This window comes from Mesorhizobium sp. RIZ17, from assembly GCF_051127865.1.
Classification (GTDB): Bacteria; Pseudomonadota; Alphaproteobacteria; order Rhizobiales; family Rhizobiaceae; genus Mesorhizobium; species Mesorhizobium humile.
On sequence record NZ_CP147861.1, the window covers coordinates 3,777,484 to 3,801,839 of the forward strand.

Consider the following 24,356-nt stretch of genomic DNA (forward strand, 5'->3'; position numbering starts at 1 on the left):
TGGATCAAGCGGCCAGGCGCTGCGGGTCGCCGAAATCGATGCGTGAAATGCGTCCGCGGGCGGCGCCGGTTGCGTCGATATAGTCGATCGCCCCTGGTGTATGGTCGAGCTTCCATGCGCCGGTCGGGCCGTCCTTCCATTCGACCTTGTAGCCGTCGTCCAGCAGCGTCCAGGCCCCGTGGAAGCGCGTGCCGTCCGGCAGAAGCATGTGCGCCCGATCGGCAGTTTCATAGTGGACGAAGGCGTTCTTGCCGCCCATGTCGATGACATGCGTGGTTCCGACCATGATAATGGCCAGCGTATCCCTGTTCAGTATCGTCATTGTCCCTGTCCGTGGGTTTGCGTTTGGAATGGTCTCGACGGCATGAATATCGTCAAGTATCTTGACTATATGGAGCTTGGACTGAATGGTCAAGGAGCTTGACGAAAAATCCGATGCGCTGCCCGATCATGTCGGCTGGCGGCTATGGCAGGCGAGCCGTGCATGGCAGACGGAATTCGCTGCCGCCATGCGAGCCGCCGGCCACGCCTGGTTCAGCGAGGCGCGCGCCGGGCTGCTCGGCCACATTCCCCGCAACGGCACGCGCCAGTCGGCATTGATCGAGCGCGCGGCCATCTCAAAGCAGGCGGTTCAGCAATTGCTCGACGGCCTGGAGGCGGAAGGCGTGCTGGAGCGATTGCCCGATCCACGGGACGGGCGCGGCAAGCTTGTGCGCTATACGCGCAAGGGTCTGGATGCCTTGCGCGACGGCGACCGCATCAAGCTTGAGATCGAGCGCGGCTATATCGATCGCATCGGCGAGCGGCGGTTCGCGGCGCTGATGGACGCCTTGCGCTCACTTGACGCCGGGCCGGGCGACGCATCGGGAGACGCACCAGGATCGAAGTGAGCGGCGCGACCGCGCGACCCATTGCGTCGACTCGTTTCTTTCTCTAAAGGCTCGCCATGACGACGACAGCCAATCATCCCGACACCGTCCTGATTGTCGATTTCGGCAGCCAGTTCACGCAGCTCATCGCCCGCCGCATTCGCGAGGCCGGCGTCTTTTCCGAGATCGTGCCGTTCCAATCGGCCGAAGCCGCCTTCAAGCGCATCAATCCGAAAGCGGTGATCCTGTCGGGCGGTCCGGCCTCGACCACCGACATTGGCAGCCCCCGCGCGCCGCAGATCGTGTTCGACGCCGGCGTGCCGGTGCTCGGCATCTGCTACGGCCAGATGGCGCTTTGCGTGCAGATGGGCGGCGTCGCCGAAAGCTCCAACCATCGCGAGTTCGGCCGCGCCTTCGTCGAGATCGAGAAGGAGAGCCCGCTGTTCGAAGGACTGTGGGCGCCCGGCCAGCGCCACCAGGTGTGGATGAGCCATGGCGACCGCGTCATCGAATTGCCAGCGGGCTTCAAGGTGCTCGGCAAGTCGGAAAGCTCGCCCTTCGCCATCTTCGGCGATATCGAGCGCAAGATGTACGGCATCATGTTCCACCCTGAGGTGGTGCACACGCCGGATGGCGCCAGGCTGCTCAGGAACTTCGTCCACAACATCGCCGGCATCGAGGGCGACTGGACAATGCGCGCCTATCGCGAGCATGCGGTGGAGACGATCCGCAAGCAGGTCGGCAAGGGCAAGGTCATCTGCGCGCTCTCGGGCGGCGTCGACTCCTCGGTTGCCGCACTGCTGATCCATGAAGCGGTCGGCGACCAGTTGACCTGCATCCTCGTCGACCACGGCCTGATGCGCAAGGACGAGGCGGCAGGCGTGGTGGAGATGTTCCGCCAGCATTACAATCTGCCGCTGATCCTGGTCGATGCGTCCGACCGCTTCATCTCGGCGCTGGAAGGCGAGGCCGATCCCGAAAAAAAGCGCAAGACGATCGGCCGCCTGTTCATCGAAGTGTTCGAGGACGAGGCGAAGAAGCTCGGCGGCGCCGATTTCCTGGCGCAAGGCACGCTCTATCCCGACGTGATCGAGAGCGTCTCCTTCTCCGGCGGCCCGTCGGTGACGATCAAGTCGCACCACAATGTCGGCGGCCTGCCCGAGCGCATGAACATGAAGCTGGTCGAGCCGCTGCGCGAATTGTTCAAGGACGAGGTGAGGGCGCTCGGCAAGGAGCTCGGCCTGCCCGAGAGCTTCATTGGCCGGCATCCCTTCCCGGGCCCCGGCCTTGCCATCCGCTGCCCGGGCGGCATCACGCGCGAGAAGCTGGAGATCCTGCGCGAGGCCGACGCCATCTATCTCGACGAGATCCGCAAGGCCGGCCTGTACGACGCCATCTGGCAGGCCTTCGCGGTGCTTTTGCCGGTGCAGACGGTGGGCGTCATGGGCGACGGCCGCACCTACGAATTCGTCTGCGCGCTACGCGCCGTGACCTCCGTCGACGGCATGACGGCCGACTTCTACCACTACGACATGAACTTCCTGGGCGCGGCCGCCACCCGCATCATCAACGAGGTCAAGGGCATCAACCGCGTCGTCTACGACGTGACCTCGAAGCCGCCCGGCACGATCGAGTGGGAATGATTCAGGGCCATCCGAACACCGCCGAAATCACGCCAAGGTTCGACTTAAGCCACTGAAATCAAAAATAGTTTTTGCCAGCGACGTTCGGCTACGATCGGTGTGCATGGTTTGGCTTTGCCGACCCGCTTGCCGGCCCTTGCTCGTATTGCCAACCTGAGTTTTCGACAGTACCGTCACGATCCATAGGGCTGATGACGGTACTTTTTTCAGTTTAACACGCTGAAAAGAAAGACAAATTCACACCGGTAGCTCTCAAAAACCATGTGACCGTACTTTTTGAAAGGCAGTCGGGATGCTGACGGACGCCGCCCTCAAGGCATTGAAACCAAAACAGAAAATGTACAAGGTCGCGGACCGCGACGGCATGTATGTCCGGGTGATGCCGAGCGGCGCGATCTCGTTTCACCGTGCACGATCTTCGTCGCACAGGCTCCACGCTTCTCAACGAATTTGGGTTCAACAGCGACTGGATCGAGAAATGCCTGGCCCACGAGGATGGCCGGTCGTCCCGCGGCGTCTACAACAAGGCCGAATACGAAATCCAGCGCCGCCACATGATGCAGGAATGGTCCGACCTAGTCGAAGCGTGGGTTGAAGGGAGGAAGCGGCCGGTGGCGCTTGTTCCTCCGACAATTGCGATCTTTGAACCAGATCCTTCAATTTGATGGGGGAGGTCCTGTCCTCGATCATCGAATCGAAACTGCTGGCAGGGGCCACGACAACAGATTAGGCGCTTGGCAGCGCGGGCTATCGACAAGGCCGTCGCGTTTCACCGTCCCTTGGTACTCTATAGGACTTAGTCGCGCTCACTGTGTGCGTCCGTCACACAGGCCTGCGCTGCGCGGTAGGTCTCTGACCGGGCGTGGAAGGTGCGCATCCAGCTGACCTGGTGAGCGCCGATGCCTCCGGACGCGCTGGCCATCCGTTTCGGACCGTCGCGTCGGCCGATGGCTCGCGCACCCAGTAAAGCAGAGGCGACTATAAGCGCGGCCTCAGAGCCGGCGTTCCGTTGCTTTCGAGAAGATCGACGCCGTCGCCATATTGAAACGCAGGCCGACTTCCTTCCGCATCGATCGCGCCGCCTCGATGCCGAGCCGGACGCTGAAGCGCTTGCCGAGACAATCGAACCAGCCTAGCGCATCCGCACCCAGCAGTTCCGTGAAGGCCAGTGTTGCCGGGATGCTCCGCGGCGCGCCGCAATCCACGACCGATATGTCCTCGGACCGGACGCCGAGCACGGCGTCGCCTGAAGCCCACGGCTCCTCGAACGCGTAATCGCCGGTGTCGACGGAGATATCGCCGGTCACGAAGCGCCCCGATCCGTCGAGCCTGCCTTCGATGAAGTTCATCGCGGGCGACCCCACGAAACCGGCCACGAAAAGACTGGCCGGCTTCTCATAGATCGATTGCGGATGGGCAAATTGCTCGACCTTGCCCTTGTGCATGACGGCGACGCGGTCGGCCATGGTCATGGCTTCGATCTGGTCATGCGTGACGTAGATCATCGTCGACCCCAGGGTTTCATGCAGTTGCTTGAGTTCGACGCGGGTCTCGGCACGCAGCTTGGCATCGAGGTTCGACAGCGGCTCGTCGAACAGACAGATGCTCGAGGAGCGCACCAGAGCGCGGCCGATGGCCACGCGCTGGCGCTGGCCGCCGGAAAGCTGGGCCGGCTTGCGGTCGAGCAGGGCCTCGATCTGCAGGAGCTTGGCCACCCAGGCGACCTTCTCGGCCACCGTTGCCTTTGGCGTTCCGGCAATCTCCATGCCGAAGGAAAGGTTGCGGCGCGCCGTCATGGCCGGAAACAGCGCGTAGGACTGGAACACCATCGCCAGGCCCCGTTCGCTCGGCTCCAGCCCGCTGACGTCCTTCCCCTCGATGACGATCTGGCCTTCGCACTCATCGAGGCCGGCAATCACGTTGAGAAGGGTAGATTTACCGCAACCCGACGGGCCCAGGATGACGACGAACTCTCCCTTCTCGATCTCCATGTCGATGGAACGGAGGATGGTGAGGCCGCCAAAGGATTTCTTGATTTGGCGCAGAGAAATGCTGGACATGTTTCAACCCTTCACGGCGCCGGCGGCGATGCCGCGCACGAAGTACCGGCCCGACAGGAAATAGACGACGAGCGTCGGGATCGCGGTTATCAGCGCCGCAGCCATGTTGACGTTGGGATTTGCGGCGCCGCGTGAATTGCCGACGATGTTGGTCAGTTGCACCGTCATCGGCAAATTGTCGTTGCCGGCGAAGATCAGGCCGAGCAGGTAGTCGTTCCAGATGCCTGTGAATTGCAGGATGGCGACCACCACCAGGATGTTGGTCGAGATCGGCAGGATGATCGACCAGAAGGTTCTGAGGAAGCGCGCTCCTTCCATCCGCGCCGCGCGGCTGATCTCGTCGGGTATGCCGACATAGAAATTGCGGAAGAGCAGCGTCGTATACGGCAGACCATAGATGACATGCACGAAGACGATGCCCGGATAGGTGCGGAAGAGCCCGACATTGCTGAGGATCTTCACGGTCGGATAGAGCATCGCCTGGTAGGGGATAAACAGGCCGACCGTGACCAGCAGCATGATCATATTGGCATGGCGCGATTTCCACTGCGCCAGCGCATAGCCGTTGAGGGCTCCTGCCAGGGTGGAAATGACCACGCTCGGTATGGTGATCTTGATGGAGTTCCACAAGCCGGGTCGGACGCCGGCACATTCGAGGCCTGTGCACGCGCTTTGCCAGGCGCTCACCCATGCATCGAAATTCGGATTGACCGGCAGCGCTAGCAGGTTGCCCTGGCGAATCTCCTCCATCGGCTTCAGCGAGTTCATGATGACCAGCAGAAGCGGCAGGAGGAAGAAGATGGCGGACACGGCGAGGAAGGCATAGAGGCCGATGCGGGCGGCGCGCGGCCCGAATACCGGTCGCCGGCGGGCGATGGCGACTGTCATGTCTGCCTCCGGAATTCGCTATAGAAATAGGGGGTGAGCATGATGAGCGACAACACCAGCATCATGATCGACGCCGCCGAAGCCAGCCCGAGGTTGACGCGGGCAAAATAGAAATCCACCGCGAACTTCGCCGGCATCTCGGTGGCGATGCCGGGACCGCCCTTGGTCATGGCGATGATCAAGTCGTAGCCCCGGATCACTTCGGACATGAGCAACACCACGCAGGAGGCGATGACAGGCCGCATGCCGGGAAAGATCACCTGGCAATATGCACGCCACGGCGGAATGCCCTCCATCCTGATTGCTTTCCAAAGATCGTTGTCGATGCCGCGTAGTCCGGCCAGCACGATCACCATCACCAGGCCGGCGGAGTGCCAGATGCTGGCGATGACCAGCGTGTAGATGGCGCGGTCGGGGCGCGTCAGCCAGTCGAAGGTGAAGCTGTCCCAGCCGGCGTCGCGCATCAGTGCCTGCAGACCGGTCGTCGGATCGAGGATCCAGCGCCAGGAAAGGCCGGTGATGATCAGCGATACCGCAAGAGGATAGAGGAAGGTCGTGCGGAACAACGACTCGGCTTTGATGCCGCGGTCGGCAAGTACCGCCAGCAGGGTTCCGAACGCTAGCGTGCCAAGCATGTAGAACACGCCGAAAATCACCATGTTCAGGCAGGAGACGAGCCAGCGCTGGTTGGTGAACAGGTCGAAATACTGATCGATACCGACGATCTCGTATTTGGGGATCAGGGTCGAGCGTGTCAGGGACATGTAGAAGGTCCACAGGATCGAGCCATAGAAGAAGACCGCCACGATCGCGAAGAAGACCGCCACCGTGATGTCCGGCTTGAAACCCTGCCGCTTGAGCCAGGTCGACATTCCAATCCTCCCGCGGGCAAGCCGCGTCCGCGTCCCTCACTGGGGCCGGCGACACCTGTCGGTATCTTCCTCCAGACAGGTGCCGCCGGAACAGCGTTTTTACCCGTTCCTGTCCCCAGGCTCACTTGCTCTGGAGGATGTCCCCCAAGCTCTTGACACCAGTATCTACCGTCATCGAGGGATCGGTCCAAAACTGCGTCGCAAGATCCGTCATCCGGCCGTTGAGGTCGCCCGGAAGAGCGTCGTAGGTGGAAGAGACCGTCACGCCGGGTGTGCCGAGCGATTTGACGCCCCTGACCGCGCACAGGTCCAGCGTGCTGGTGTCGACGTCCAGGCGCGACGGGACGGAGCCTTTCACGGCTGCGATCTTTGCCTCTACCGCCGGGTCCATGACGGTTTCGGCAAGCATGGTCTGGCCCTTGATACGATCCTCGTCCTTGTTGAGGGGGAATGCGAAGATGTCGACGACGATGGCGTAGGCGGGCTTGTCGGTCGGCATCAGGAAACAGCCGAAATTCTTGCCGGCGACCTGGCCTGCGGCAAGGAATTCGCCGCGCGCCCAGTCTCCCATGAACTGCATTCCCGCCTTGCCCGTCACCACCATGTTCGTGGTCTCGTTCCAGGAGCGGCCGGGGCTGGCCGGATCGGCGTAGGTCGAAACCTTGCGGAACAATTCGAAAGCCTTGGGCAGGATCGGCGACTTCAACGCCTCGGGATCGCGCTTGATGAAAAGCTCGTTCCAGTAATCGGGACCTCCGAGCGCGATGACCATGGAGGTGAGGATGGTCACCTCCTGCCAGGGCTCGCCGCCGACGGCGAATGCGGTGTATCCAGCCGCCTTCAGCTTGTCGGCGGCGGCGAACATTTCGTCGAGCGTCTTCGGCTCCTCGATTTTCGCCGCCTCGAAGGCCGCTTTGGAGTACCAGACCCAGTTGTCGGCATGAATGCCCACCGGCAGGCCGACGAGATGGCCGTCGACGTTCAGCTTGTCCCAGACGACGGGTGGCATTGCCTTCTGCCAGCCATTCGCCGCGGCGAGATCATCGAAGTTGCGAAGCTGCCCGGAGGAGGCGAGGTCCCGCATAGCCGCGCTTGGCGTCATCAGCACCGCCGAGGGCGGTTCGCCGCCGGCGATGCGGCTGGTCGCCGCCGCGATGGTAGAGTCGAAATCGGCCGAAGGGCTGTCTATCCATTTGCCGCCGCGGGCCTTGTAGGCATCGGCGATCGTATTCATGGCCTTCGATTCGCTGGCGCTCGTCCAGTACTGCTGCACGTCGACGGTCTGGGCGAAGGCAGGCGTGGATGCGGCAAGCAGCCCGACAAGGGCTATCGTGGAGGAGTGGCGTTTCAGGTTCATCCTGGTTCCCTTTCTGAAGTCATTCTTGTTGATTTTGAGCGATCTTTCGCTGGCCGGGCGGCAAGGCGGTTGCCGAACCCGTCAGGCCGCCTTGCCGATGGCTCTGCCCATTTCCCTGTTGAGGCTGTCCAGGAACGCGGCCATGGCGTCCTTGGAGATCTTGTCTCCGGCTACCCAGGCGACGGTGTTGTAGATTCCCAGGAAGGAACCGCCGCAATATTCCAGCAGCTTGACGGTTTCCTCGTCGTCGAGATCGAGTTGTTCCTTGAGAAAGGCGCCGAAGCGCTTGCGCGCGAATTCCTGCTCCAGCACGGTGGCAGGCTGGCTTTCGACGGTGAGGATGCTCGACGGCAGCGCCGGCGCTTCGACGTCGATCGTCCTTTCCAGCCGGATGTCGCGCGAGGATGCCGCCACTTCGATCGTCAGCTTGCCGGCGTCGAGCAGCCATCTGCGATGGTCGCAGTCATAGTAGCGCAGATCGCGCGCCTCGATCGTAACCTCGACGCGCTTGGTTTCTCCCGGCTGCAACTCGAATTTGGCGAAGCCCTTGAGTTCGCGGAGCGGACGAATGAGGCGCGGGTTGTGCGGCCGGGAATAGATCTGTGCGATCTCTTTGCCGGCGCGCTTGCCTGTGTTGGTGACATCGAAGGACACGGTGAAGGTGTCCGCTTCGTCGATGCTGTCCAAATCGATTTCGATGTTGGAATAGTCGAACGTTGTGTAGCTCAGGCCGAACCCGAACGGGAACTGCGGAGCGAGTTTGCGCTTGTCGTAGGAACGGTATCCGACGTGGATGCCTTCGCTGTAGATGTGCCTGTTGTTCTCTCCTGGATAGGTGAGGAAGCCAGGTGTGTCCTCGAGTTTCACCGGGAAAGTGACGGTGAGTTTTCCGCACGGATTATGGACCCCAAACAGCACTTCCGCCACGGCGCGGCCCGCGCCCTGTCCGCCGAAGAACATCGCCAGGACAGCCGCGGTCTGGTTTACCCAGGGCATGGCGACGGCGTCTGGCGTGGCGAGGATTACGGCGAACCTGCCGTTACGCCTGGAAAGCCGGTCGATCAGTTCGTCCTGGCCGTCATGCAGGTTGAGGTCCGTACGGTCGGAGCCTTCGCCGTCGTAACCTACCTCGGTATTGCCGAAGAACAGCGCCACGTCGGCGGCGTCGATGTTGGTAAGCGCCGCCTGTTCGCCGGCGCTGTCGGGCGCAAAGTCGGAAACCACGTTGAAGGTAACGGTGGCGCCCGGCGCCAGGCGACGAATCTCGTCGAGTGGAATATCGACCTCGGTCGGGCGCGTCGTGGCGCAGCCCGACCCCTGGATAACCGGCTCGCGCGCTGCGGCACCCACCACGGCAATCCTTTGCAGCTTCGTTCCGTCGAGCGGCAGGAGGCCTGCCTGGTTCCTCAGCAGCACGATCGATTCGACCGCCATGCGCTGCGACAGGGCGTGATGCTTCCTGAAGTCGGCGGTAATGTTCGTGCGAAGGCCGTTGCGCGCCGTCCGGATGAGCTTGAGGATGCGCAGGCACGACCGGTCCAGCGCCTTCGCCGAAACGCGGCCGTCCTTCACGGCCTCGAGCAACTCCTGCCGGCGCGCCGCGCTTTCCGGCATATCGAGATCGTTGCCGGCGTTCATCGAGGCCGCGCGATCCTTGATGCCGTGCCAGTCGGACACGACGACGCCGTCATAACCCCATTCGTCGCGTAGCACGTCCGTCAAGAGCCAGCGGTTCTCGGCCGCCTGCACATCGTTCAGGCGGTTGTAGGAACTCATGACGGTCCAGGGGTTGCTCTTGCGGATCGCCCTCTCGAACCCGGCCAGATAGATTTCGCGCAGGGCGCGCTCCTCGACGACTGAGCTCATCGTGGTCCGCTGCACTTCGGAATTGTTGCATGCGAAGTGCTTGAGCGAAGCGCCGACGCCGTTCTTCTGCATGCCGTTGATGACCGCTGCCGCGATCTCGCCGGACAGGATCGGGTCTTCCGAATAATATTCATAGCTGCGCCCGGCGAGCGGAGTACGACGAATATTGATGCCGGGACCGAGCAGGATGTTGACGCCGAAGGCTTGGCATTCGTCGGCGAGCGCCTCGCCGAGCTCGTGGGCGAGACCCACGTCCCAGGAGCAGGCGAAGGACGATCCGTTGGGGAAGCAGGTTGCCGGACGGGTGGACCCGAATGCGCCTTCCACGCCACGCGAAAGGTCGGCGTTGACGACGCTGAGGAACGACGCGAGCTGGCTGTCGCTATCCTGCGGGCCATCGATCTGTTCGATCGAATAACGTACGCCGTAGGTTCCGTCGGTCATCAGGATCTCGGGAACGTTGAGCCTGTAATTGGCGGAAGTGCGCCAAAGGCCATGACCCGTCACCAGCGTCGTCTTTTCCTCAAGGGTCATCTGATCCAGGAGGGCGCCGAGTTCCTTGTCGGAAACATTCCACGTCATCGGGCTGTCCACTTCATTGTCGCGGCCATCGGCATGCCGATGGCCGCAGGCTTCCGCGCTTGCGCGGATCGACCATCCGCCGGAGAACGAAGAAACGATGACATAGCGTCAGCTCGTCATCTAGCCGCGAAACTTGCGCTGGAATTACGACAGTTTTTGATATCTAGTAAGCAAATCCACGGAGGTCACGGATGAATGTCGCCTACCTGAGGCCCGAGCCTGGGCGCGAGAAGGCCGGTTGCGGTTTCGAGGATCACGGCCCTGCGGGCGAAGGGCACTGCCGCGCCTTCGTGCACGGCTATGCCGACGTGCCCTATCACTGGCACCGGGAGATGGAGATTCTTTTCGTGCTGCGCGGGCGGTTTCGCCTCGTGGTGGATGGGCAGGTCTGCGAGATGGAGCAGGACGACGCCATCATCATCAATGCCGACGTACCGCACAATTCGACGTCCGTTTCGCGCGATACGTTGATCTGCGGCGTACATCTCGACGCTGCCCATTTCGAGCGGCTGGGCCTGCCCGGCTTTGCTTCGCGGCAGTATCTTTGCCGCACCTTCCTGCACAGCCAGTCCTTCATGCATCGGGTTGCGCCGATCAAGGCGCTGATGGCGCGGCTGGCGCTGGATCTGAGCAACCATCCCGAAGAGATCATGGTACGCCAGACCATCGCCAGCCTGCTTGCCTGCTACGTCTACCGCTGGATCCCGCATGAAGTGGCCGATGCGGCGGGCGCGCAGTTGCGGTCCGACAGCCGCGACCGGATCCTGCGGATCATGGACACGTTGAGTGATCAGGACGAAGGGCAGAATCTCGGCGAGATCGCTGAAGAGGAGGGGCTGTCGCTCAGCCACCTTTCCCGCCTGTTCAAGCGGCATCTTGGAATAGGCTATCGCGATTATTCGCAGAACCTGCGGCTCGACAGCGCCGCCGAAGCGCTGCGCACCACCAATGACACGATCGGGATCATCATGGAGCGCGGCGGCTTCGGCAATCCGGCCGTCTTCTACAACAAGTTCCGGGGCAGGTTCGGCTGCAGCCCGGCTGAATTCCGCCGCGGCCATCGGTCATCGAAACCCCAAAGTGTGCTGACGACGGAGGATGCCGCTGAGGTTCAAAGGCTTCTGGTCGCGCATGCAGCCGGCGTCGGCAAGGCGGCTGAACTGGCGGTCGGGCTCGCGCCTGGCGGCAAGCGACAGATTGTTCTCAGTGCGCCGCACAGCGCTGCCTCGACGGCGAAGCTGTTCGGGTCCACGGGGAAAGGATAGGGCCTCGAATAAGTAAACCGGGCTCGGAAATCGCTTCGCGGGAGGTGCGCCTGAGATGGCGCGGCCCGCGATGCGGCGCTGCTGATGGACATCATCTCGGGCGACGACCCGCAGTATGCCTTGCATTGCCGGCTGCCCGAGCACCAGGCGATCTCGGTTTCCACAAATCCGAGGCTAGAAACTTGGCGGGCTGATTGCCCAGATCACGACGGCCTCTCGCCCACCCGCATTCTTGTACCTGTGCGGCTCGCCTGACGAATAGGAGCAACTGTCTCCTTCGTAGAGGTGGAAATGTCGCTCGCCGACCCAGATGTCGAGTTCGCCCGAGACGACGAAGCCGACGCCGTCGCCCTCGTGGGTGTAGCTTTCGGCGCTTTCGGTTCCTGGCGGCAGGCGCGTATAGATCATCTCCACCTGCAGGCTCATCTTCGGCGTGACAAGCTCGTCGATGATACCGCCCTCATACTGTATCTTCAGGCGGTTGCCGCTCCTGACGACATAGCCATGCTCTTCCTGCGGTACGGGCGAGGCGCCGGCGAAAAACCACTGCACGGTCACGCCCAGGCTTCGGGCGATGTTCACCAGGGCCGGAATCGATGGGTAGGCAAGGTTACGCTCGATCTGGCTGATATAGCCGATGGAAAGGTTGGCGCTTTCCGACAACTGCGAAAGCGTCATCTTGCGCCGTTTGCGCAAGCCGCGAATGCGATCCCCAAGAACCGGATCGCCGCCAACAGATACCAGCCCGGTTTCAGGGCCGCCTTCAGACGACATGCTCACTCCGGATACAATGCCCGATGAAAACGGGCCACCCAACTCGGCCAAAGATCTCCGTTCTTGTCGATCAAAAGCGCTGTCCGCAAGGTGGGCATTTGGAATTCCAGCCTTTCCGCACGAACCCTTCAACGTCGCCAGTCTTTTCAGGCCCAGGGAGAACCATTTCACCACCGGCGATAATTCGCAATGAATTTTGCCATTGGTAAAAAAATATCTGGATTTTTTACTTATGGCAAAATATGAGAGCGTAGTTTGCCAGCGACGGAGGAAATCGATGGCCGGCGCCGCGCATATCAAACAACCCTCGACGCCATTCCCGCGCCTTTTCCAACCTTTGCGGATCCGTGGCGTGCGGCTCAAGAATCGTATCATGTCCACCGGGCACGATACGACATTGCCGACCGACGGCCTGGTCAACGATGCGCTGATCGCCTACCACGAGGCGCGGGCGCGGGGCGGAGCCGGGCTTATTGTCAGCCAGGTCGCGGGCGTCCACGAGACGGCGCGCTACACCTCGCACATGCTCATGGCGACGCAAGACGAATGCATCGCCGGTTACCGGAAGCTGGCCGAGGTCTGCCATGCGCATGACTGCAAGATCTTTTCCCAGCTCTTCCATCCAGGCCGGGAGATCATGGAAGGCGGCGATGGGCTGCTGACGGTGGCCTACGCGCCATCCGTGTCGCCGAACGAGCGCTTCCGTGTCATGCCGCGCGAGCTCGACAAACGCCTGATCGACGAGATCGTTCGCGGCTACGCCGAGGCGGCGCGGCGGATGCACAAGGCGGGGCTGGACGGCGTCGAGTTCGTCGCCAGCCACGGCTACCTGCCGGCGCAGTTCTTCAATCCGCGCGTCAACCGCCGTGTAGATAACTATGGCGGGTCGCTGGAGAACCGCCTGCGCTTCGCGACCGAAGCGCTCGCCGCGATGCGCGCGGCGACATCCGAGGATTTCGTCATCGGCTTGCGCATCAGCGGCAGCGAACGTGACGAGCACGGCCTGACCATGGACGAGGCGCTGGAGACCTGCCTTGGACTCGAGCCATTGCTCGACTACGTCAATGTCACTGCCGGCACCTCCGCTTCCGCCGGCGGCGCGGTGCATATCGTGCCGCCCATGGCTTATCGCAACGCCTATCTGGCAAGCGACGCTGCACGGTTCAGGCAGGCACTCGACATACCGATCATGGTGGCCGGGCGCATAAACCAGCCGCATAAAGCCGAGGCGGTGCTGACGGAGGGTTCTGCGGATGTCTGCGGCATGACGCGGGCGCTGATCTGCGATCCCGACATGCCCGCGAAAGCCGAAGAAGGCCGCACGGACGACATCCGCGCCTGCATCGCCTGCAACCAGGCCTGCATTGGCCATTTCCACCGCGGATTTCCCATCTCCTGCATCCAACATCCCGAGACGGGGCGCGAGCTCAGATTTGGCAAGCTCACACCGGCCCCGCGTCCGAAGAAGGTGATGGTCGTCGGTGGCGGTCCGGCCGGAATGAAGGCCGCGGCCGTCGCGGCCGCCCGGGGGCATCAGGTCACCCTCTATGAGGCGTCCTCTCATCTGGGAGGACAGGCGCTGCTGGCCCAGCTACTGCCCCGCCGCGCCGAATTCGGGGGCATCGTCACCAATCTTTCGCGCGAACTCGAACTGACGCAAGTGCGCGTGGTCAAGGGCGCGCGCGTCGACCAATCCTTGGTCGAAGCGAAAGGCCGGACGCGGTGGTCATCGCGACCGGTGCCAGACCTTATCTTCCGGAAATACCCGATGACGGAAGCGTGCAGGTCGTCGATGCCTGGCAGGTGCTGAGGAAGCAGGTCAAGACGGGGAGCCGCACTGTGGTGGCAGACTGGCGTTGCGACTGGATCGGACCAGGTATCGCCGAGATGCTGGTCAATGACGGCTGCAGCGTCGAACTTGCCGTCAACGGCACCCATCCAGGCGAGTTGCTGCCGCTCTACGTGCGCGACAACATTGCCGCCGAACTGCACAGGCTTGGCGTGGTCGTAACCCCGTATGCCCGCCTCTTCGGCTGCGACGGCGGCACCGTCTACATGCAGCATACCGCCAGCGAACAGCCGATCATGTTCGAGAATGTCGACACCCTGGTGCTTTGCCTGGGACATGAGCCGGTAAGCGAATTGAGCGACATACTGGCGGGCAACGTGCCGGAACTGCACATCATCGGGGACAGCATGGCCCCGCGCACCGCGGAGGAGGCCGTTTACGAAGGATTGAAGGTCGGCGCCGCGCTGTAGTCGGCATCGGACAGACGTGCCGGTCGCTTTCAGGCGCCGGATGGGGACGGCAAAGGAATGAATGGGTGGACGGAGATGCCCGCGGAAAGCCGACAGTCCGTCCTTGAGCAAACTGGAGGAGAATTCATGGCATTCGAAGGAAATGGTATCAGCCGCCGCAGCGCGATGAAACTAGCGCTCGGCGCCGCGATCGGAATGCCCGCGATCCTTGGCCGCGCAAACGTCGCCTCGGCCGCGACGGCCTTTGCCGGCGAAGGGCTGATCGTGGTGTCCTGGTCGGGAAACCATGAGCTCAGCTTCCGCGAGGCGGTGGTCAAGCCGTTCAACGAGAAGTACGGCACGAAGGTCGAAACCGTCGGCGGCTGGGACCAGATGATCGCCCAGATCGTCGCGGCGCCCGCCGACAATCCGCCTTTCGACCTGACGATCGCCGACGAGTACACGACCACGACCGGCATGGCGCAGAACGTGTTCACCAAGGTCGACCGGTCGAAGATCCCCGGCAATGCCAATATCTATCCCTGGTTCGACGAGAATCGCGGCCCGGCGAAGGACTATGGCGTGCCCTTCGGCACCGGCTCGCTGTGGATGCTGACCTCCAAGTCGAGCGGTCTGAAGCCCGAGAGTTAGAAGGGCTTCTGGGACGAGAAGGCGATGGGCAAATCGACACTCGACGCGTCCGCATTCTACTGGGATCTCTGCATCCCGGCGCTGCTCTCCTCCGCCAAACCCGGCATCGACGAAGTGTTCGGCTCGCCCGACGACGTCGAGCTCCTGTTCAAGGAACTGGACAAGCTCAAGGTCGCCAAATGGTACAAGGACGGTGCCGAGCTGACCAATCTCATGACCCAGGAAGAGGCGGCGGTGGCGATGATGTATTCCGCCGACGCCTACGGATTCATCAAGCAGTATGGCGACGATTTCGAGGCCGCCATCCCCAAGGAAGGCACGGCCTCCTACAGCAACTGGTTCATGAAGGTGCGCGGCACCAGGCATTCGGAGCTCAGCGATCTCTTCCTGAGCTACCTGCTCGAAAAGGAGACGCAGCAGAACTTCCTCAATGCCTCGACGGACTTCATGTCGCTGCAGGGTCTCGAGCCCCCGCCGCACTGGCCGAGCTATCCGCGCAGCGAGGAAGCGTTGCGCGACACCTACAAGCTTTTCGGCATCGATGGCTGGGACAAGTTCGGCCCGCATTGGGATGCCTACAGCGCCCGCATGAAGGAAACTATCGCCAAGACGACACAGGGCTGACCCCAAGCCCGCGCGAAGCGCCCCCGCCGGGCGGTGCTTCGCGCGCTTCGACGCGGAGTTGACGGTTTTGGCTGACATGAATGCACTGGAACTCGACAGTGTGCGGCGCACCTACGGTGGCGTCGTGGCAGTCGACAATGTTTCCATCGATGTGAGACGTGGCGAATTCGTCACGCTGCTCGGCCCGTCGGGCTCGGGCAAGACCTCGACGTTGCGGCTGATCGGCGGCTTCGAACGGCCGGATGCCGGCGCGATCCGCATCAACGGCATCCGCATCGATCACCTGCCCGCCTACCAGCGCGACACGACGACCATCTTCCAGAGCGGCGCGCTTTTCCCGCACAAGACCGTGGCCGAGAATGTGGCCTATGGCCTTCGCATGCGCGGCGTCGCCAAGGCCGACATCGCGCCGCGTGTGAAGCAGGCTCTCGAGGTCGTGCGGCTTTCCGGCTACGAACAGCGATATCCAGCGCAATTGTCGGGCGGGCAGAAGCAACGCGTGGCATTGGCCAGGGCGATGGTGGTCCGCCCCGCGATCTTGTTATTCGACGAGCCGCTGTCGGCGCTCGACCTGTCGCTGCGGTTGCAGCTGCGCGCCGAGATCAAGCGCCTTCACGAGGAGATCGGCTTTAGTGCCATCTACGTTACCCACGATCAGGGGGAAGCGATGGCTATGTCGAGCCGCATCGCGGTGATGCGAGGTGGCCGGATCGAGCAGATCGACCGTCCCGAAAAGGTGTTTGGCGAGCCGGCCAACGAATTCGTCTACACCTTCATTGGCGAGAGCTGTTGCCTGAAGGCCCGGATAGTCGCCGGCGGCGCCGCCGACAGCGACGGCGAGCCTATCGACCTGCGTCTTTCCAATCCTCCAGGCGACGGTGCCTGGCGCCTCTACATTCGGCCGAGCCGGATGCATCTCGGCCGCGCCGACATGCCGAACGGCCTGAAGGCCCGTCTCGATTTCACCGAGTTCCTTGGCGACGTTCACCGCTACCATTTCAAGGCCGCGAAGCTGGAGTTGTTCGTCGATCATCCGGGAGCTGTCGCGCACAGGCCGGGCGACCTCGTCGACATCGGCTGGCAGACCGCAGACATGATCGCCTATCAATGAGCATCGGAACCTCGGAAATGAGCGCTCCGGACGCCGCCAGACGAAAGGCCGGGCTGCGCGCGCGGCTTGCGCCTTGGCTGCTGATGGCGCCGGCACTTCTGATCGCGGTCGCCTTTTTCGGCCTGCCGATCGCCTTCATGGCGCGCATGAGCTTCAATGAGCATATCGACCAGCGCTTCTACGTGCCGGGCTTCACGTTCGATAATTACGCGGCCATGCTGACTGACCAGACCTTCCGCGGCGCGCTGTTCACGACGATGCGGCTGGCCCTCATCTCTTCCGTCGTCACGGTCGTCATCGGCTACGCCTTCGCGATGCTGGTGTGGCTGAAGCCGAAGCGCTGGCGGCTGGCGTTCATCGCGCTGGCGCTTTGCCCGCTGCTGATTTCGGAGATATCGATCATCTTCGGCTGGTGGATGTTCTTTCCGAAGAACGGCCTGCTCAGCTACGCGCTCGTCTCGTCCGGGCTCATCACCGACAAGATCAGCCTGATGTACACCGAATTCGCGGCCTTCGTCGGTCTGACCTACGTGACCTTGCCGTTCTGCTTCTTCATCCTGCTGTCGATCTTCGATGGCATCGACAAGAAGGTTCTGGAGGCCAGCGCTGATCTCGGCTCCGCGCCGCTGCGGACCTTTTATGAAGTGCTCCTGCCGCTTACAAAAGGCGGAATCGCCGCGGCCTTCGCACAGTCCTTCATCTGGGCGGTCGGCACCTATGCGACGCCTTCCGCACTCGGCCCGGATACGCTCTGGACGATCGGCTACCTGATCCAGGAACAGATGCTGGGCAAGCACAACTGGCCCCGCGCGGCCGCCTTCTCGATCGTGCTGACCATCGGCGTCGCGCTGGTGATGGTGATCGTCCGCGCGCTGACGTCGAAACGGACCGCGCTCAATGGCTGAAACTTCGATCCTTCCGACGCGCAATGCCGCGGCCATACCCGCGCTACGGGCGCGCAAGGACACCATTTTTCTGCGCATCCTGACGTTTGCCTTCACCGTCTCCATCATCGCCTATATCGCGATCCCAGTGCTGGTCACGCTCGCCATGTCCTTCAACGATGCATCGGCGATCCGCTTCCCTATCAAGGTCTGGTCGCTGAAATGGTATGGCGATTTCTTCGCCAGCCCGCAGTGGGTCGATGCCTTGACGAGCAGCATCATCATCGCGCTCGGAACGACGGTCATCTCGACGGTATCGGGGGTCCTCGCAGCCTGGGCGTTCGAGCGTTTCACCTTTGTCTTCAAGCCTCTCGTCTATCTCCTGATCATGCTGCCGCTCTTCATGCCCGGCGTCGTGCTGGGGCTGGGCGTCGCGATGGCCTTCGGCAACGTCTCGCTGCTGGGCATCAACGTTTACGGCTCGCGTGCGCTTGTCATGCTCGCGCATTCGCTGTGGGCGATGCCGCTGGTCTTCATGCTGATGGAAGCGACCTTCCGCACCGTGGACCATCGCATTGTCGAAGCCTCCTACGATCTCGGGGGCAGGCCGCTGCGGACCTTCCTGGAGATCGTCTTGCCGTCGGTTTCGACCGGCATCATCTCATCCGCCCTGTTCGCCTTCGTAATATCGCTCAACGAATTCGTCATGGCGCTGTTCCTCACGACACGCGACACCCAGACCCTACCGGTGTTGATGTGGCTCAGCCTCCGCTCGGCCGGCACGCCACGGCTCGCCGTCGCCTCGGTCATCCTCGCCGCCGCCGTCTTCGTCAGCCTGTCGCTAATCATGGTTTGGTACATCAGGCAGCTTCGCAAGAATTAGGGAAATATATCTGATCGCCGCCAGTCGCCTAGGCCCAAACCGCACGAGGCTGAGGCCTACGGCAAAAGGGGCCGAGCACCAGCGGTGTCCCAAGCGCCATGATGATGACGGATCAAAACGCCGCTTGATACTGTCCACCCTCAGGGGGCACTCCAGAGAGCGCCCCTTTATTACTCCCTGTCGATATCCCGGCGCAGCACGATCAGCGTCGTCAGGTCCTGCACCGCCGGCCCGCTGGCGATGTTGTCGCGCAGATTGTTCAGTCGGTCGATCGACGGCACCTCGACCTCGACGACGAGGTCGAGCTGGCCGCTGATCGAGGACACGCGCCGCACCTCGGCGTAACCGGCCAGCTTGTCGAGGATGCTCATCGAGGGCGTGCGGGCCAGCGTCACCAGAAGGAAGGCCCGGATGACGTCCCGGTCCATCTGGCCGATATCGGCGCGATAGCCTCGGATCACGCCGGCGCGCTCGAGCTGCGCCACCCGCTCGCTGGCGGCGCTGCGCGAAAGGCCGACGCGCGCAGCCAGCGCCTTCAGCGGGATGCGCGCCTCCTTGGAAAGGATGGCGAGGATCTCCTGGTCTTTTGCGTCCGGCTGCTTCACCGCGGGCTCCATGGCGCGCCGGCAATATGCCGGCTGATCACGTCAGACTGCCGGCAGGGCCGGCGCTTTGCCGGATGTCTGATTTGCACGGCCATGCAAAACTATCCACCAATTTCAGCGACATGCCGGCAGAACCCGATGACCGATCTCTACCACCCCGCACCCGCTTTCCCGATAGACCAGGCCGCCCTTCTGGCGAGCGAGCACTTCGGCATCGAAGGCGAGCTTAGCCCTCTCGACAGTGAGCGCGACCAGAACTTCCGGCTGGCTTCAAGTGCCGGAACCTGGACCTTCAAGATCATCAACGCCAGCGAACCCGGCCTGGAGAGCGCTTTCCAGGTGGCCTTGCTCACTCATCTGGCGGCTGTCGCGCCCGACCTTTCGCTGCCGCGCCTGAGAAAGGCGGCATCGGGCACCGCGCTGGCGACCACGCTGGCGGCGTCTGGCGAGCGTCATTCGCTGCGTATGGTGTCGTGGCTTCCGGGCAGGCCACTCGCCGAAAGCACACGCAGCCCCGCGGTTCTCAATTCTCTCGGCCAGATGCTGGGCCGCATGGATCGCGCCCTGCAGGGCTTCATCCACCCCGGCGCCTTGCGCGCGCTGGACTGGGATGTCCGGCGCGCCGGCGAAGCCCACGCCCGGCTCGCTCATGTTGCCGATGCCGGCGACCGGGCCGTGCTGGAGCGCTTCCTCGATCGCTTCGACAAGCAGGTGGCGCCCCGTCTCGCAATGTTGCGGACGCAGGTCATCCACAACGACGCCAATGACTGGAACGTCCTGGTCGATCCGGACCGGCCGGACAGCGTCGCCGGCATGATCGATTTCGGCGACGCACTGCACACGGTGCTGATCGCCGAGGTGGCGGTGGCCAGCGCCTATGCCATACTCGACCAGGAGGACCCGATCGGCGCCGTGGCCGAACTGGCGGCCGGCTTCCACGCCCTTTATCCGTTGCGTGAGGAAGAACTCGACGTCTTGTTCGACCTCATCATGGCGCGACTGGTCATCAGCGTGACGCTTTCGGCGGCGCGCGCCAGCCGTGTCGGCGACAATCCCTACCTGGCGATCAGCGAGGCACCGGCCTGGCGCATGCTGCGGCGCCTCGATGCGATGAACCCGCGCTTTGCCACGGCGATCCTGCGTCATGCCTGCGGCTTCGATGCGGTGCCCGGCGCAACTGCTATCGCGACCTGGATCGATCGCAATGCCAAGAACATGGCGCCGGTCGTGCGCCCGCACCCGGCCACGCTGGCCAAGGCGCTGGTGCCCTATGGCGACGCCGCCAATCCGATGACGGTGGCCTCCGCCGCCGCCGACCCTGAAAAGGCCTCCACCTGGTGGGACGCCCATGCGAGCGAAACGGGCGTCGCCCTCGGCATCGGGCCATGGGGCGAGGCGCGCAGCGTCTACTCAGGCGACATGTTCAAGTCGCGCTTCATCGACGGCAGCCGGCGCGACCGCCATCTCGGCCTCGACCTCTTCATGCCGGCCGGCACCAAGGTCCACACACCGCTCGCCGCGACAGTCCAGAGCGCCGAGATCGAGGAGGAGCCGCTCGGCTATGGCGGCCTCGTGGCACTGCTGCACGAGCCCGAGGGCTGCCCTGCCTTCGTCACGCTCTGGGGGCATCTTGCCCATGAAGTCGTGGCGCGGCTGAAGCCCGGCCAGAAGCTCGCCGCCGGCGCGCTTGTCGGCGAGATGGGCGCGCACGCGCAAAACGGCGGCTGGGCGCCGCATCTGCATCTCCAGATTTCGGCCGATACCGGCCTCTCGGCACGCGCGATTCTGGGTGTCGGCGAGGCGAGCTATCTGGGCGTATGGCGCGAATTGTTCCCCGACGCGGCGGCGCTGGTGGGCATTCCCCCCGAGACTTTCACGCAGACCGGCCGCAGCCGGGCCGAGATCGTCGCGGCCCGTAAGGCGACGATGCTGCCCAACCTGTCGATCTCCTATTCCGAGCCGATCAAGTTCGTGCGCGGCGACGGCGTCTGGCTGATCGACGATCGCGGTCGCGCCTATCTCGACTGCTTCAACAATGTCTGCCATCTCGGCCACGCGCATCCGCATGTCGTGGAGGCCATCGCCCGACAGGCCGCGAAGCTCAACACCAACACACGCTACCTGCACGACAACATCGTCGCCTATGCCGAGCGGCTGACGGCAACACTGCCTCCGGAGCTCGGCGTCGCCTCCTTCGCCTGCTCGGGCAGCGAGGCCAACAGCCTGATGCTGCGCATGGCGCGTACCCACACCGGCCGCGAGGAAGCCATCGTGCTCGACTGGGCCTATCATGGCACGACCCAGGAACTGATCGACCTCAGCCCTTACAAATACAAGCGCAAGGGCGGCAAGGGGCGCAAGCCCCACGTCTTCGAGGCGGTGATCCCCGACAGCTATCGCGCGCCGGCGGACTGGCCAGCGGAGGAGCATGCGAAGCGCTTCGCCGCCAGCGTCGCCGAACAGATCGACGCTATGCGCCGAGAGGGCCGCGCCCCGGCGCTTTTCATGGCAGAATCGATCCCCAGCGTCGCCGGGCAGGTCTTCCTACCGGATGGGTACCTCAGCGAGGTCTACGCCATGGTGCGCGCGGCCGGCGGGCTGTGCGTCGCCGACGAGGTTCAGGTCGGCTTCGGCCGCGTCGGCAGCCATTGGTGGGCATTCGAGACGCAGGGTGTCGTGCCCGACATCGTCACCATGGGCAAGCCGATCGGCAATGCCCATCCGATGGCGGCGCTGGTGACGACGCGCGAGGTCGCGGCGTCCTTCAACAACGGCATGGAGTATTTCAACACGTTCGGCGGCAATCCGGTGTCCTGCGCGGCGGGACTGGCGGTGCTGGACGTGATCGAACAGGGCGACCTGCGCCGCAACGCCTTGGAGATCGGCAACTACCTGATCGAGCGTTTCCGCGGCATGCAGGAACGTCACGAGGCTATCGGCGACGTGCGCGGCATGGGGCTGTTCCTCGGCATCGAGCTGGTCGCCGACCGCCGGACGAAGGAGCCGGCGACGGTGTTGGCCAAGAAGATATGCGACGGCGCCCGCGCGCGGGGCGTGCTGATGGGTACGGAAGGGCCGGGCGACAACGTGCTCAAGATGCGCCCGCCGATGATCTTCACCCGGGCCAACGCCGATCATCTGTTGTCGGTTCTCGAGGGCACCTTCGAGGCAGTGCTGGCCGGCAAGGAGTAGCGGGGGCCTGCCCCGACTCCGCCGGCAGCTTCTTTGCATCTCATAATAAAAACGTTTTTATTTTTCTTGAAAACGTTTTTATTTGCCGGTAATGCCATTCCTGAGAGGAGAGCAGGCGCACATGGCAGAGGGCAGCATCGCGGCAAGCCGGCTTTCGCCGACCATCAAGACGCTGGCGGCGCACACCGGCTATTCCATCGGCACGATCTCGAAAGCGCTGCGCGGTTCGCCGGTGGTCACCGAGCAGACCCGCGAGGCAATCCTCGCCGCCGCCAAGGAACTCGGCTACCAGGCCAATGCGCGCGGCATGGCACTGCGCACCGGCAAGACCTATCAGGCCGCCGTACTGATGCCGCTCACCGCAGCCGCCGGCTACGAATGGGACGGCGTCGAATATACGCAGATCCTGAACGGCATCAGTCAGGCGCTCGACGGCAGCGATTACCAGCTTTCGGTCCACGGCTATCGTTCCTACGAGGACGCCTGCGCCGTTGCCCGCCGCGTCGCCGACCAGAAGCTCTCCGACGGGCTGATCTTCTCCGGCGTGCTGGCCGACGACGCGCGCATTGCCATGCTGGCGCAATCGGGCTTCCCCTTCGTCTCGCTCGGCCGCTGCCGCAAGCCGCTCACCTATGCCCATGTCGACGTCGACAACGAATGGGCAGCCCATGCCGCCACCGCGCGGCTGATCGCCGGCGGACACCGCCGTATCGCGCTGATCAATGCCGAGCAACGTTTCTCCTACGCCCTGGACCGGATCGATGGCTTTGTCCGAGCTTTCCGCGAGGCAGGGCTGGAGCCGTCGCTCGATCTGGTCGCCGGCGGTGACCTCTCCACCCGTTTCGGCCGCGACAGCACGCTGACGCTGCGCGGCCTGCCGCAGCCGCCAACCGCCCTAGTCTGCGTCAACGAATCCACCACGCTCGGCGCGCTGTCGGCGCTTGGCTCGCTTGGCCTGCGGGTCGGCGACGATGTCGACGTGATCGCCTATGACGACATCAACGTCAGCGCCTATTTCAGTCCGCCCGTCACCACGCTCTACCAGCCCATCGAGGTGCTCGGCCGCCGGCTGGGCGAATTCCTGCTGCGGCTGATGGCCGGCGAGGATGCCGCGCGTCTCACCGAGGTCTTCCGCCCGCAGTTGATCGCGCGGCAGGCTGACAATCTCGGCGGCCGCCTCGGCCGCCACAATCCTTGAAAAATGGAGGAAACAGCATGAAGAAAGTCCTGTTTGGCCTGACGCTGGCTCTGCTGGCGTCCGGCGCCGCGCATGCCGCCGATCTTGGCGGCAAGCTCATGAAGGTGGGTTCCGACACCACCTCGCCGCCGATGGAGAGCGTCGACACCGCGACTGGGCAGATCGTCGGCTTCGATGTCGATGTGGTCAACGCCGTCTGCGCCAAGATCAACTGCAAGGCCGAGTTCGTCACCACCGGCTGGGACGGCATCTTCGCCGCGCTCGACCAGGGCAATTTCGACTTCGTCGCCTCCGGCGTCTCGATCACCGACGAACGCAAGAAGGCCATGGATTTCTCCGAGCCCTACATCGTCAACAGCCAGGCCGTGCTGATGCGTGTCGCGGACGAAGGCTTGAGCGTCGACGACTTCAAGTCGAAGGGCAAGAAGCTCTCGGCCCAGGCCAACACGACCGACGCCCAGGTCGCCGAAGGCATCGTCGGCAAGGACAATGTCGTGGCCTATGACAGCTTCAGCGCATCCGTGATCGCGCTCAAGAACAAGGATGTCGACGGCGTCGTCATCAACGGCGCCAACGCCGCCGCCTACGAGAAGGAGTTCGCAGGCGAACTGGTGGTGCCGATCCGCAACCTCCAGTCGGATCCGCTCGGCCTCGTCTTCCGCAAGGGCGACGAGAACGCCGCGGCCTTCAACGAAGGCATCGAGGCCATCAAGAAGGATGGCACGCTGGACGCGCTGATCAGCAAGTACTGGGGCGTCAAGTAATCGTGGTCGATGGTCCCGGCGCGCCGCCGC

The 24,356-nt window shown here is 63.3% G+C and carries 19 protein-coding genes and 3 pseudogenes; 13 read left to right on the forward strand and 9 right to left on the reverse strand.

Translation table 11 applies throughout. From position 1 onward, the window contains the following. Positions 1-4 precede the first annotated feature (4 nt). Positions 5-322, reverse strand: coding sequence for a hypothetical protein (locus WDX12_RS18095; RefSeq protein WP_320298524.1), 318 nt, complete (start codon positions 320-322; stop codon positions 5-7). A gap of 85 nt (positions 323-407) precedes the next feature. On the opposite strand from WDX12_RS18095, the gene WDX12_RS18100 reads away from it, so the two are divergent. From WDX12_RS18100 to WDX12_RS18110, 3 genes and pseudogenes are all read left to right on the forward strand, one after another. Then, entirely contained in the window at positions 408-890 is a 483-nt protein-coding gene (locus tag WDX12_RS18100; protein ID WP_434721463.1) for a MarR family winged helix-turn-helix transcriptional regulator, read from the forward strand. 56 nt (positions 891-946) lie between these two features. Continuing rightward, positions 947-2,512, forward strand: coding sequence for a glutamine-hydrolyzing GMP synthase (gene guaA / locus WDX12_RS18105; protein WP_434721464.1), 1,566 nt, complete (start codon positions 947-949; stop codon positions 2,510-2,512). A gap of 401 nt (positions 2,513-2,913) precedes the next feature. Further along, positions 2,914-3,177 (forward strand): annotated as a pseudogene (locus WDX12_RS18110) (tyrosine-type recombinase/integrase); the annotation flags it as partial. Between the two features lie 143 nt (positions 3,178-3,320). Here the strand turns inward: WDX12_RS18110 and WDX12_RS18115 are convergent. The 6 genes and pseudogenes from WDX12_RS18115 to WDX12_RS18140 all read right to left on the reverse strand — a co-directional run. Then, positions 3,321-3,449 (reverse strand): annotated as a pseudogene (locus WDX12_RS18115) (Tn3 family transposase); the annotation flags it as partial. 55 nt (positions 3,450-3,504) lie between these two features. Then, complete coding sequence (locus tag WDX12_RS18120) at positions 3,505-4,572, reverse strand: ABC transporter ATP-binding protein (protein WP_434721465.1); 1,068 nt, start codon at positions 4,570-4,572, stop codon at positions 3,505-3,507. 3 nt (positions 4,573-4,575) lie between these two features. Beyond that, positions 4,576-5,448 carry a carbohydrate ABC transporter permease gene (locus WDX12_RS18125; protein WP_430699306.1) on the reverse strand — a complete coding sequence of 291 codons (873 nt, stop codon included), beginning with the start codon at positions 5,446-5,448 and terminating at the stop codon, positions 4,576-4,578. A gap of 8 nt (positions 5,449-5,456) precedes the next feature. Next, a complete protein-coding gene (locus WDX12_RS18130; protein WP_434721466.1) occupies positions 5,457-6,332 on the reverse strand; it encodes a carbohydrate ABC transporter permease in 876 nt (291 codons plus the stop codon). A 121-nt stretch (positions 6,333-6,453) separates the two neighbouring features. Then, positions 6,454-7,689, reverse strand: coding sequence for an ABC transporter substrate-binding protein (locus WDX12_RS18135; protein ID WP_434721467.1), 1,236 nt, complete (start codon positions 7,687-7,689; stop codon positions 6,454-6,456). Positions 7,690-7,770: 81 nt separating this feature from the next. Continuing rightward, positions 7,771-10,137 (reverse strand): beta-glucosidase, encoded by a 2,367-nt coding sequence (locus WDX12_RS18140; protein WP_434721468.1) that lies wholly within the window; start codon positions 10,135-10,137, stop codon positions 7,771-7,773. A 191-nt stretch (positions 10,138-10,328) separates the two neighbouring features. Here WDX12_RS18140 and WDX12_RS18145 point away from each other — a divergent pair, with 191 nt between their 5' ends. After that, positions 10,329-11,402, forward strand: a complete 1,074-nt coding sequence (locus tag WDX12_RS18145; RefSeq protein WP_434721469.1) for a helix-turn-helix domain-containing protein — start codon at positions 10,329-10,331, stop codon at positions 11,400-11,402. Positions 11,403-11,576: 174 nt separating this feature from the next. Here WDX12_RS18145 and WDX12_RS18150 read toward each other — a convergent pair whose 3' ends face one another. Then, entirely contained in the window at positions 11,577-12,350 is a 774-nt protein-coding gene (locus tag WDX12_RS18150) for a helix-turn-helix domain-containing protein (protein ID WP_434721470.1), read from the reverse strand. A 103-nt stretch (positions 12,351-12,453) separates the two neighbouring features. On the opposite strand from WDX12_RS18150, the gene WDX12_RS18155 reads away from it, so the two are divergent. From WDX12_RS18155 to WDX12_RS18180, 6 genes and pseudogenes are all read left to right on the forward strand, one after another. Beyond that, positions 12,454-13,986 (forward strand): FAD-dependent oxidoreductase, encoded by a 1,533-nt coding sequence (locus WDX12_RS18155; protein WP_434721471.1) that lies wholly within the window; start codon positions 12,454-12,456, stop codon positions 13,984-13,986. After that, a complete protein-coding gene (locus WDX12_RS18160; RefSeq protein WP_434721472.1) occupies positions 13,956-14,435 on the forward strand; it encodes a hypothetical protein in 480 nt (159 codons plus the stop codon). The genes WDX12_RS18155 and WDX12_RS18160 overlap by 31 nt, the downstream gene beginning before the upstream one ends. A gap of 195 nt (positions 14,436-14,630) precedes the next feature. Further along, positions 14,631-15,689 (forward strand): annotated as a pseudogene (locus tag WDX12_RS18165) (ABC transporter substrate-binding protein). Between the two features lie 76 nt (positions 15,690-15,765). Further along, positions 15,766-16,800: an ABC transporter ATP-binding protein gene (locus WDX12_RS18170; RefSeq protein ID WP_434725669.1), complete on the forward strand. Its 1,035-nt coding sequence runs from the start codon at positions 15,766-15,768 to the stop codon at positions 16,798-16,800. A gap of 17 nt (positions 16,801-16,817) precedes the next feature. Then, complete coding sequence (locus WDX12_RS18175) at positions 16,818-17,705, forward strand: ABC transporter permease (protein ID WP_320298536.1); 888 nt, start codon at positions 16,818-16,820, stop codon at positions 17,703-17,705. Beyond that, complete coding sequence (locus tag WDX12_RS18180) at positions 17,698-18,567, forward strand: ABC transporter permease (RefSeq protein ID WP_434721473.1); 870 nt, start codon at positions 17,698-17,700, stop codon at positions 18,565-18,567. The genes WDX12_RS18175 and WDX12_RS18180 overlap by 8 nt, the downstream gene beginning before the upstream one ends. 170 nt (positions 18,568-18,737) lie before the next feature. Here WDX12_RS18180 and WDX12_RS18185 read toward each other — a convergent pair whose 3' ends face one another. Next, on the reverse strand, positions 18,738-19,184 hold the full coding sequence (locus tag WDX12_RS18185) for an Lrp/AsnC family transcriptional regulator (protein WP_434721474.1): 447 nt from the start codon (positions 19,182-19,184) through the stop codon (positions 18,738-18,740). Between the two features lie 126 nt (positions 19,185-19,310). On the opposite strand from WDX12_RS18185, the gene WDX12_RS18190 reads away from it, so the two are divergent. The 3 genes from WDX12_RS18190 to WDX12_RS18200 all read left to right on the forward strand — a co-directional run bounded on the left by WDX12_RS18190 (position 19,311) and on the right by WDX12_RS18200 (position 24,326). Further along, on the forward strand, positions 19,311-22,364 hold the full coding sequence (locus tag WDX12_RS18190; RefSeq protein WP_434721475.1) for an aminotransferase class III-fold pyridoxal phosphate-dependent enzyme: 3,054 nt from the start codon (positions 19,311-19,313) through the stop codon (positions 22,362-22,364). A gap of 121 nt (positions 22,365-22,485) precedes the next feature. Continuing rightward, positions 22,486-23,562 carry a LacI family DNA-binding transcriptional regulator gene (locus WDX12_RS18195; RefSeq protein WP_434721476.1) on the forward strand — a complete coding sequence of 359 codons (1,077 nt, stop codon included), beginning with the start codon at positions 22,486-22,488 and terminating at the stop codon, positions 23,560-23,562. 17 nt (positions 23,563-23,579) lie between these two features. Continuing rightward, positions 23,580-24,326: a transporter substrate-binding domain-containing protein gene (locus WDX12_RS18200; protein ID WP_434721477.1), complete on the forward strand. Its 747-nt coding sequence runs from the start codon at positions 23,580-23,582 to the stop codon at positions 24,324-24,326. Positions 24,327-24,356 lie beyond the last annotated feature (30 nt).

Bases quoted from the DNA above. Each gene is read 5' to 3' on its own strand.
- WDX12_RS18095 (WP_320298524.1), bottom strand. From the start codon at position 322: ATGACGATACTGAACAGGGATACGCTGGCCATTATCATGGTCGGAACC.
- WDX12_RS18100 (WP_434721463.1), top strand. From the start codon at position 408: ATGGTCAAGGAGCTTGACGAAAAATCCGATGCGCTGCCCGATCATGTC.
- guaA (WP_434721464.1), top strand. From the start codon at position 947: ATGACGACGACAGCCAATCATCCCGACACCGTCCTGATTGTCGATTTC.
- WDX12_RS18120 (WP_434721465.1), bottom strand. From the start codon at position 4,572: ATGTCCAGCATTTCTCTGCGCCAAATCAAGAAATCCTTTGGCGGCCTC.
- WDX12_RS18130 (WP_434721466.1), bottom strand. From the start codon at position 6,332: ATGTCGACCTGGCTCAAGCGGCAGGGTTTCAAGCCGGACATCACGGTG.
- WDX12_RS18135 (WP_434721467.1), bottom strand. From the start codon at position 7,689: ATGAACCTGAAACGCCACTCCTCCACGATAGCCCTTGTCGGGCTGCTT.
- WDX12_RS18140 (WP_434721468.1), bottom strand. From the start codon at position 10,137: ATGACGTGGAATGTTTCCGACAAGGAACTCGGCGCCCTCCTGGATCAG.
- WDX12_RS18145 (WP_434721469.1), top strand. From the start codon at position 10,329: ATGAATGTCGCCTACCTGAGGCCCGAGCCTGGGCGCGAGAAGGCCGGT.
- WDX12_RS18155 (WP_434721471.1), top strand. From the start codon at position 12,454: ATGGCCGGCGCCGCGCATATCAAACAACCCTCGACGCCATTCCCGCGC.
- WDX12_RS18170 (WP_434725669.1), top strand. From the start codon at position 15,766: ATGAATGCACTGGAACTCGACAGTGTGCGGCGCACCTACGGTGGCGTC.
- WDX12_RS18175 (WP_320298536.1), top strand. From the start codon at position 16,818: ATGAGCGCTCCGGACGCCGCCAGACGAAAGGCCGGGCTGCGCGCGCGG.
- WDX12_RS18180 (WP_434721473.1), top strand. From the start codon at position 17,698: ATGGCTGAAACTTCGATCCTTCCGACGCGCAATGCCGCGGCCATACCC.
- WDX12_RS18185 (WP_434721474.1), bottom strand. From the start codon at position 19,184: ATGGAGCCCGCGGTGAAGCAGCCGGACGCAAAAGACCAGGAGATCCTC.
- WDX12_RS18190 (WP_434721475.1), top strand. From the start codon at position 19,311: ATGACCGATCTCTACCACCCCGCACCCGCTTTCCCGATAGACCAGGCC.
- WDX12_RS18195 (WP_434721476.1), top strand. From the start codon at position 22,486: ATGGCAGAGGGCAGCATCGCGGCAAGCCGGCTTTCGCCGACCATCAAG.
- WDX12_RS18200 (WP_434721477.1), top strand. From the start codon at position 23,580: ATGAAGAAAGTCCTGTTTGGCCTGACGCTGGCTCTGCTGGCGTCCGGC.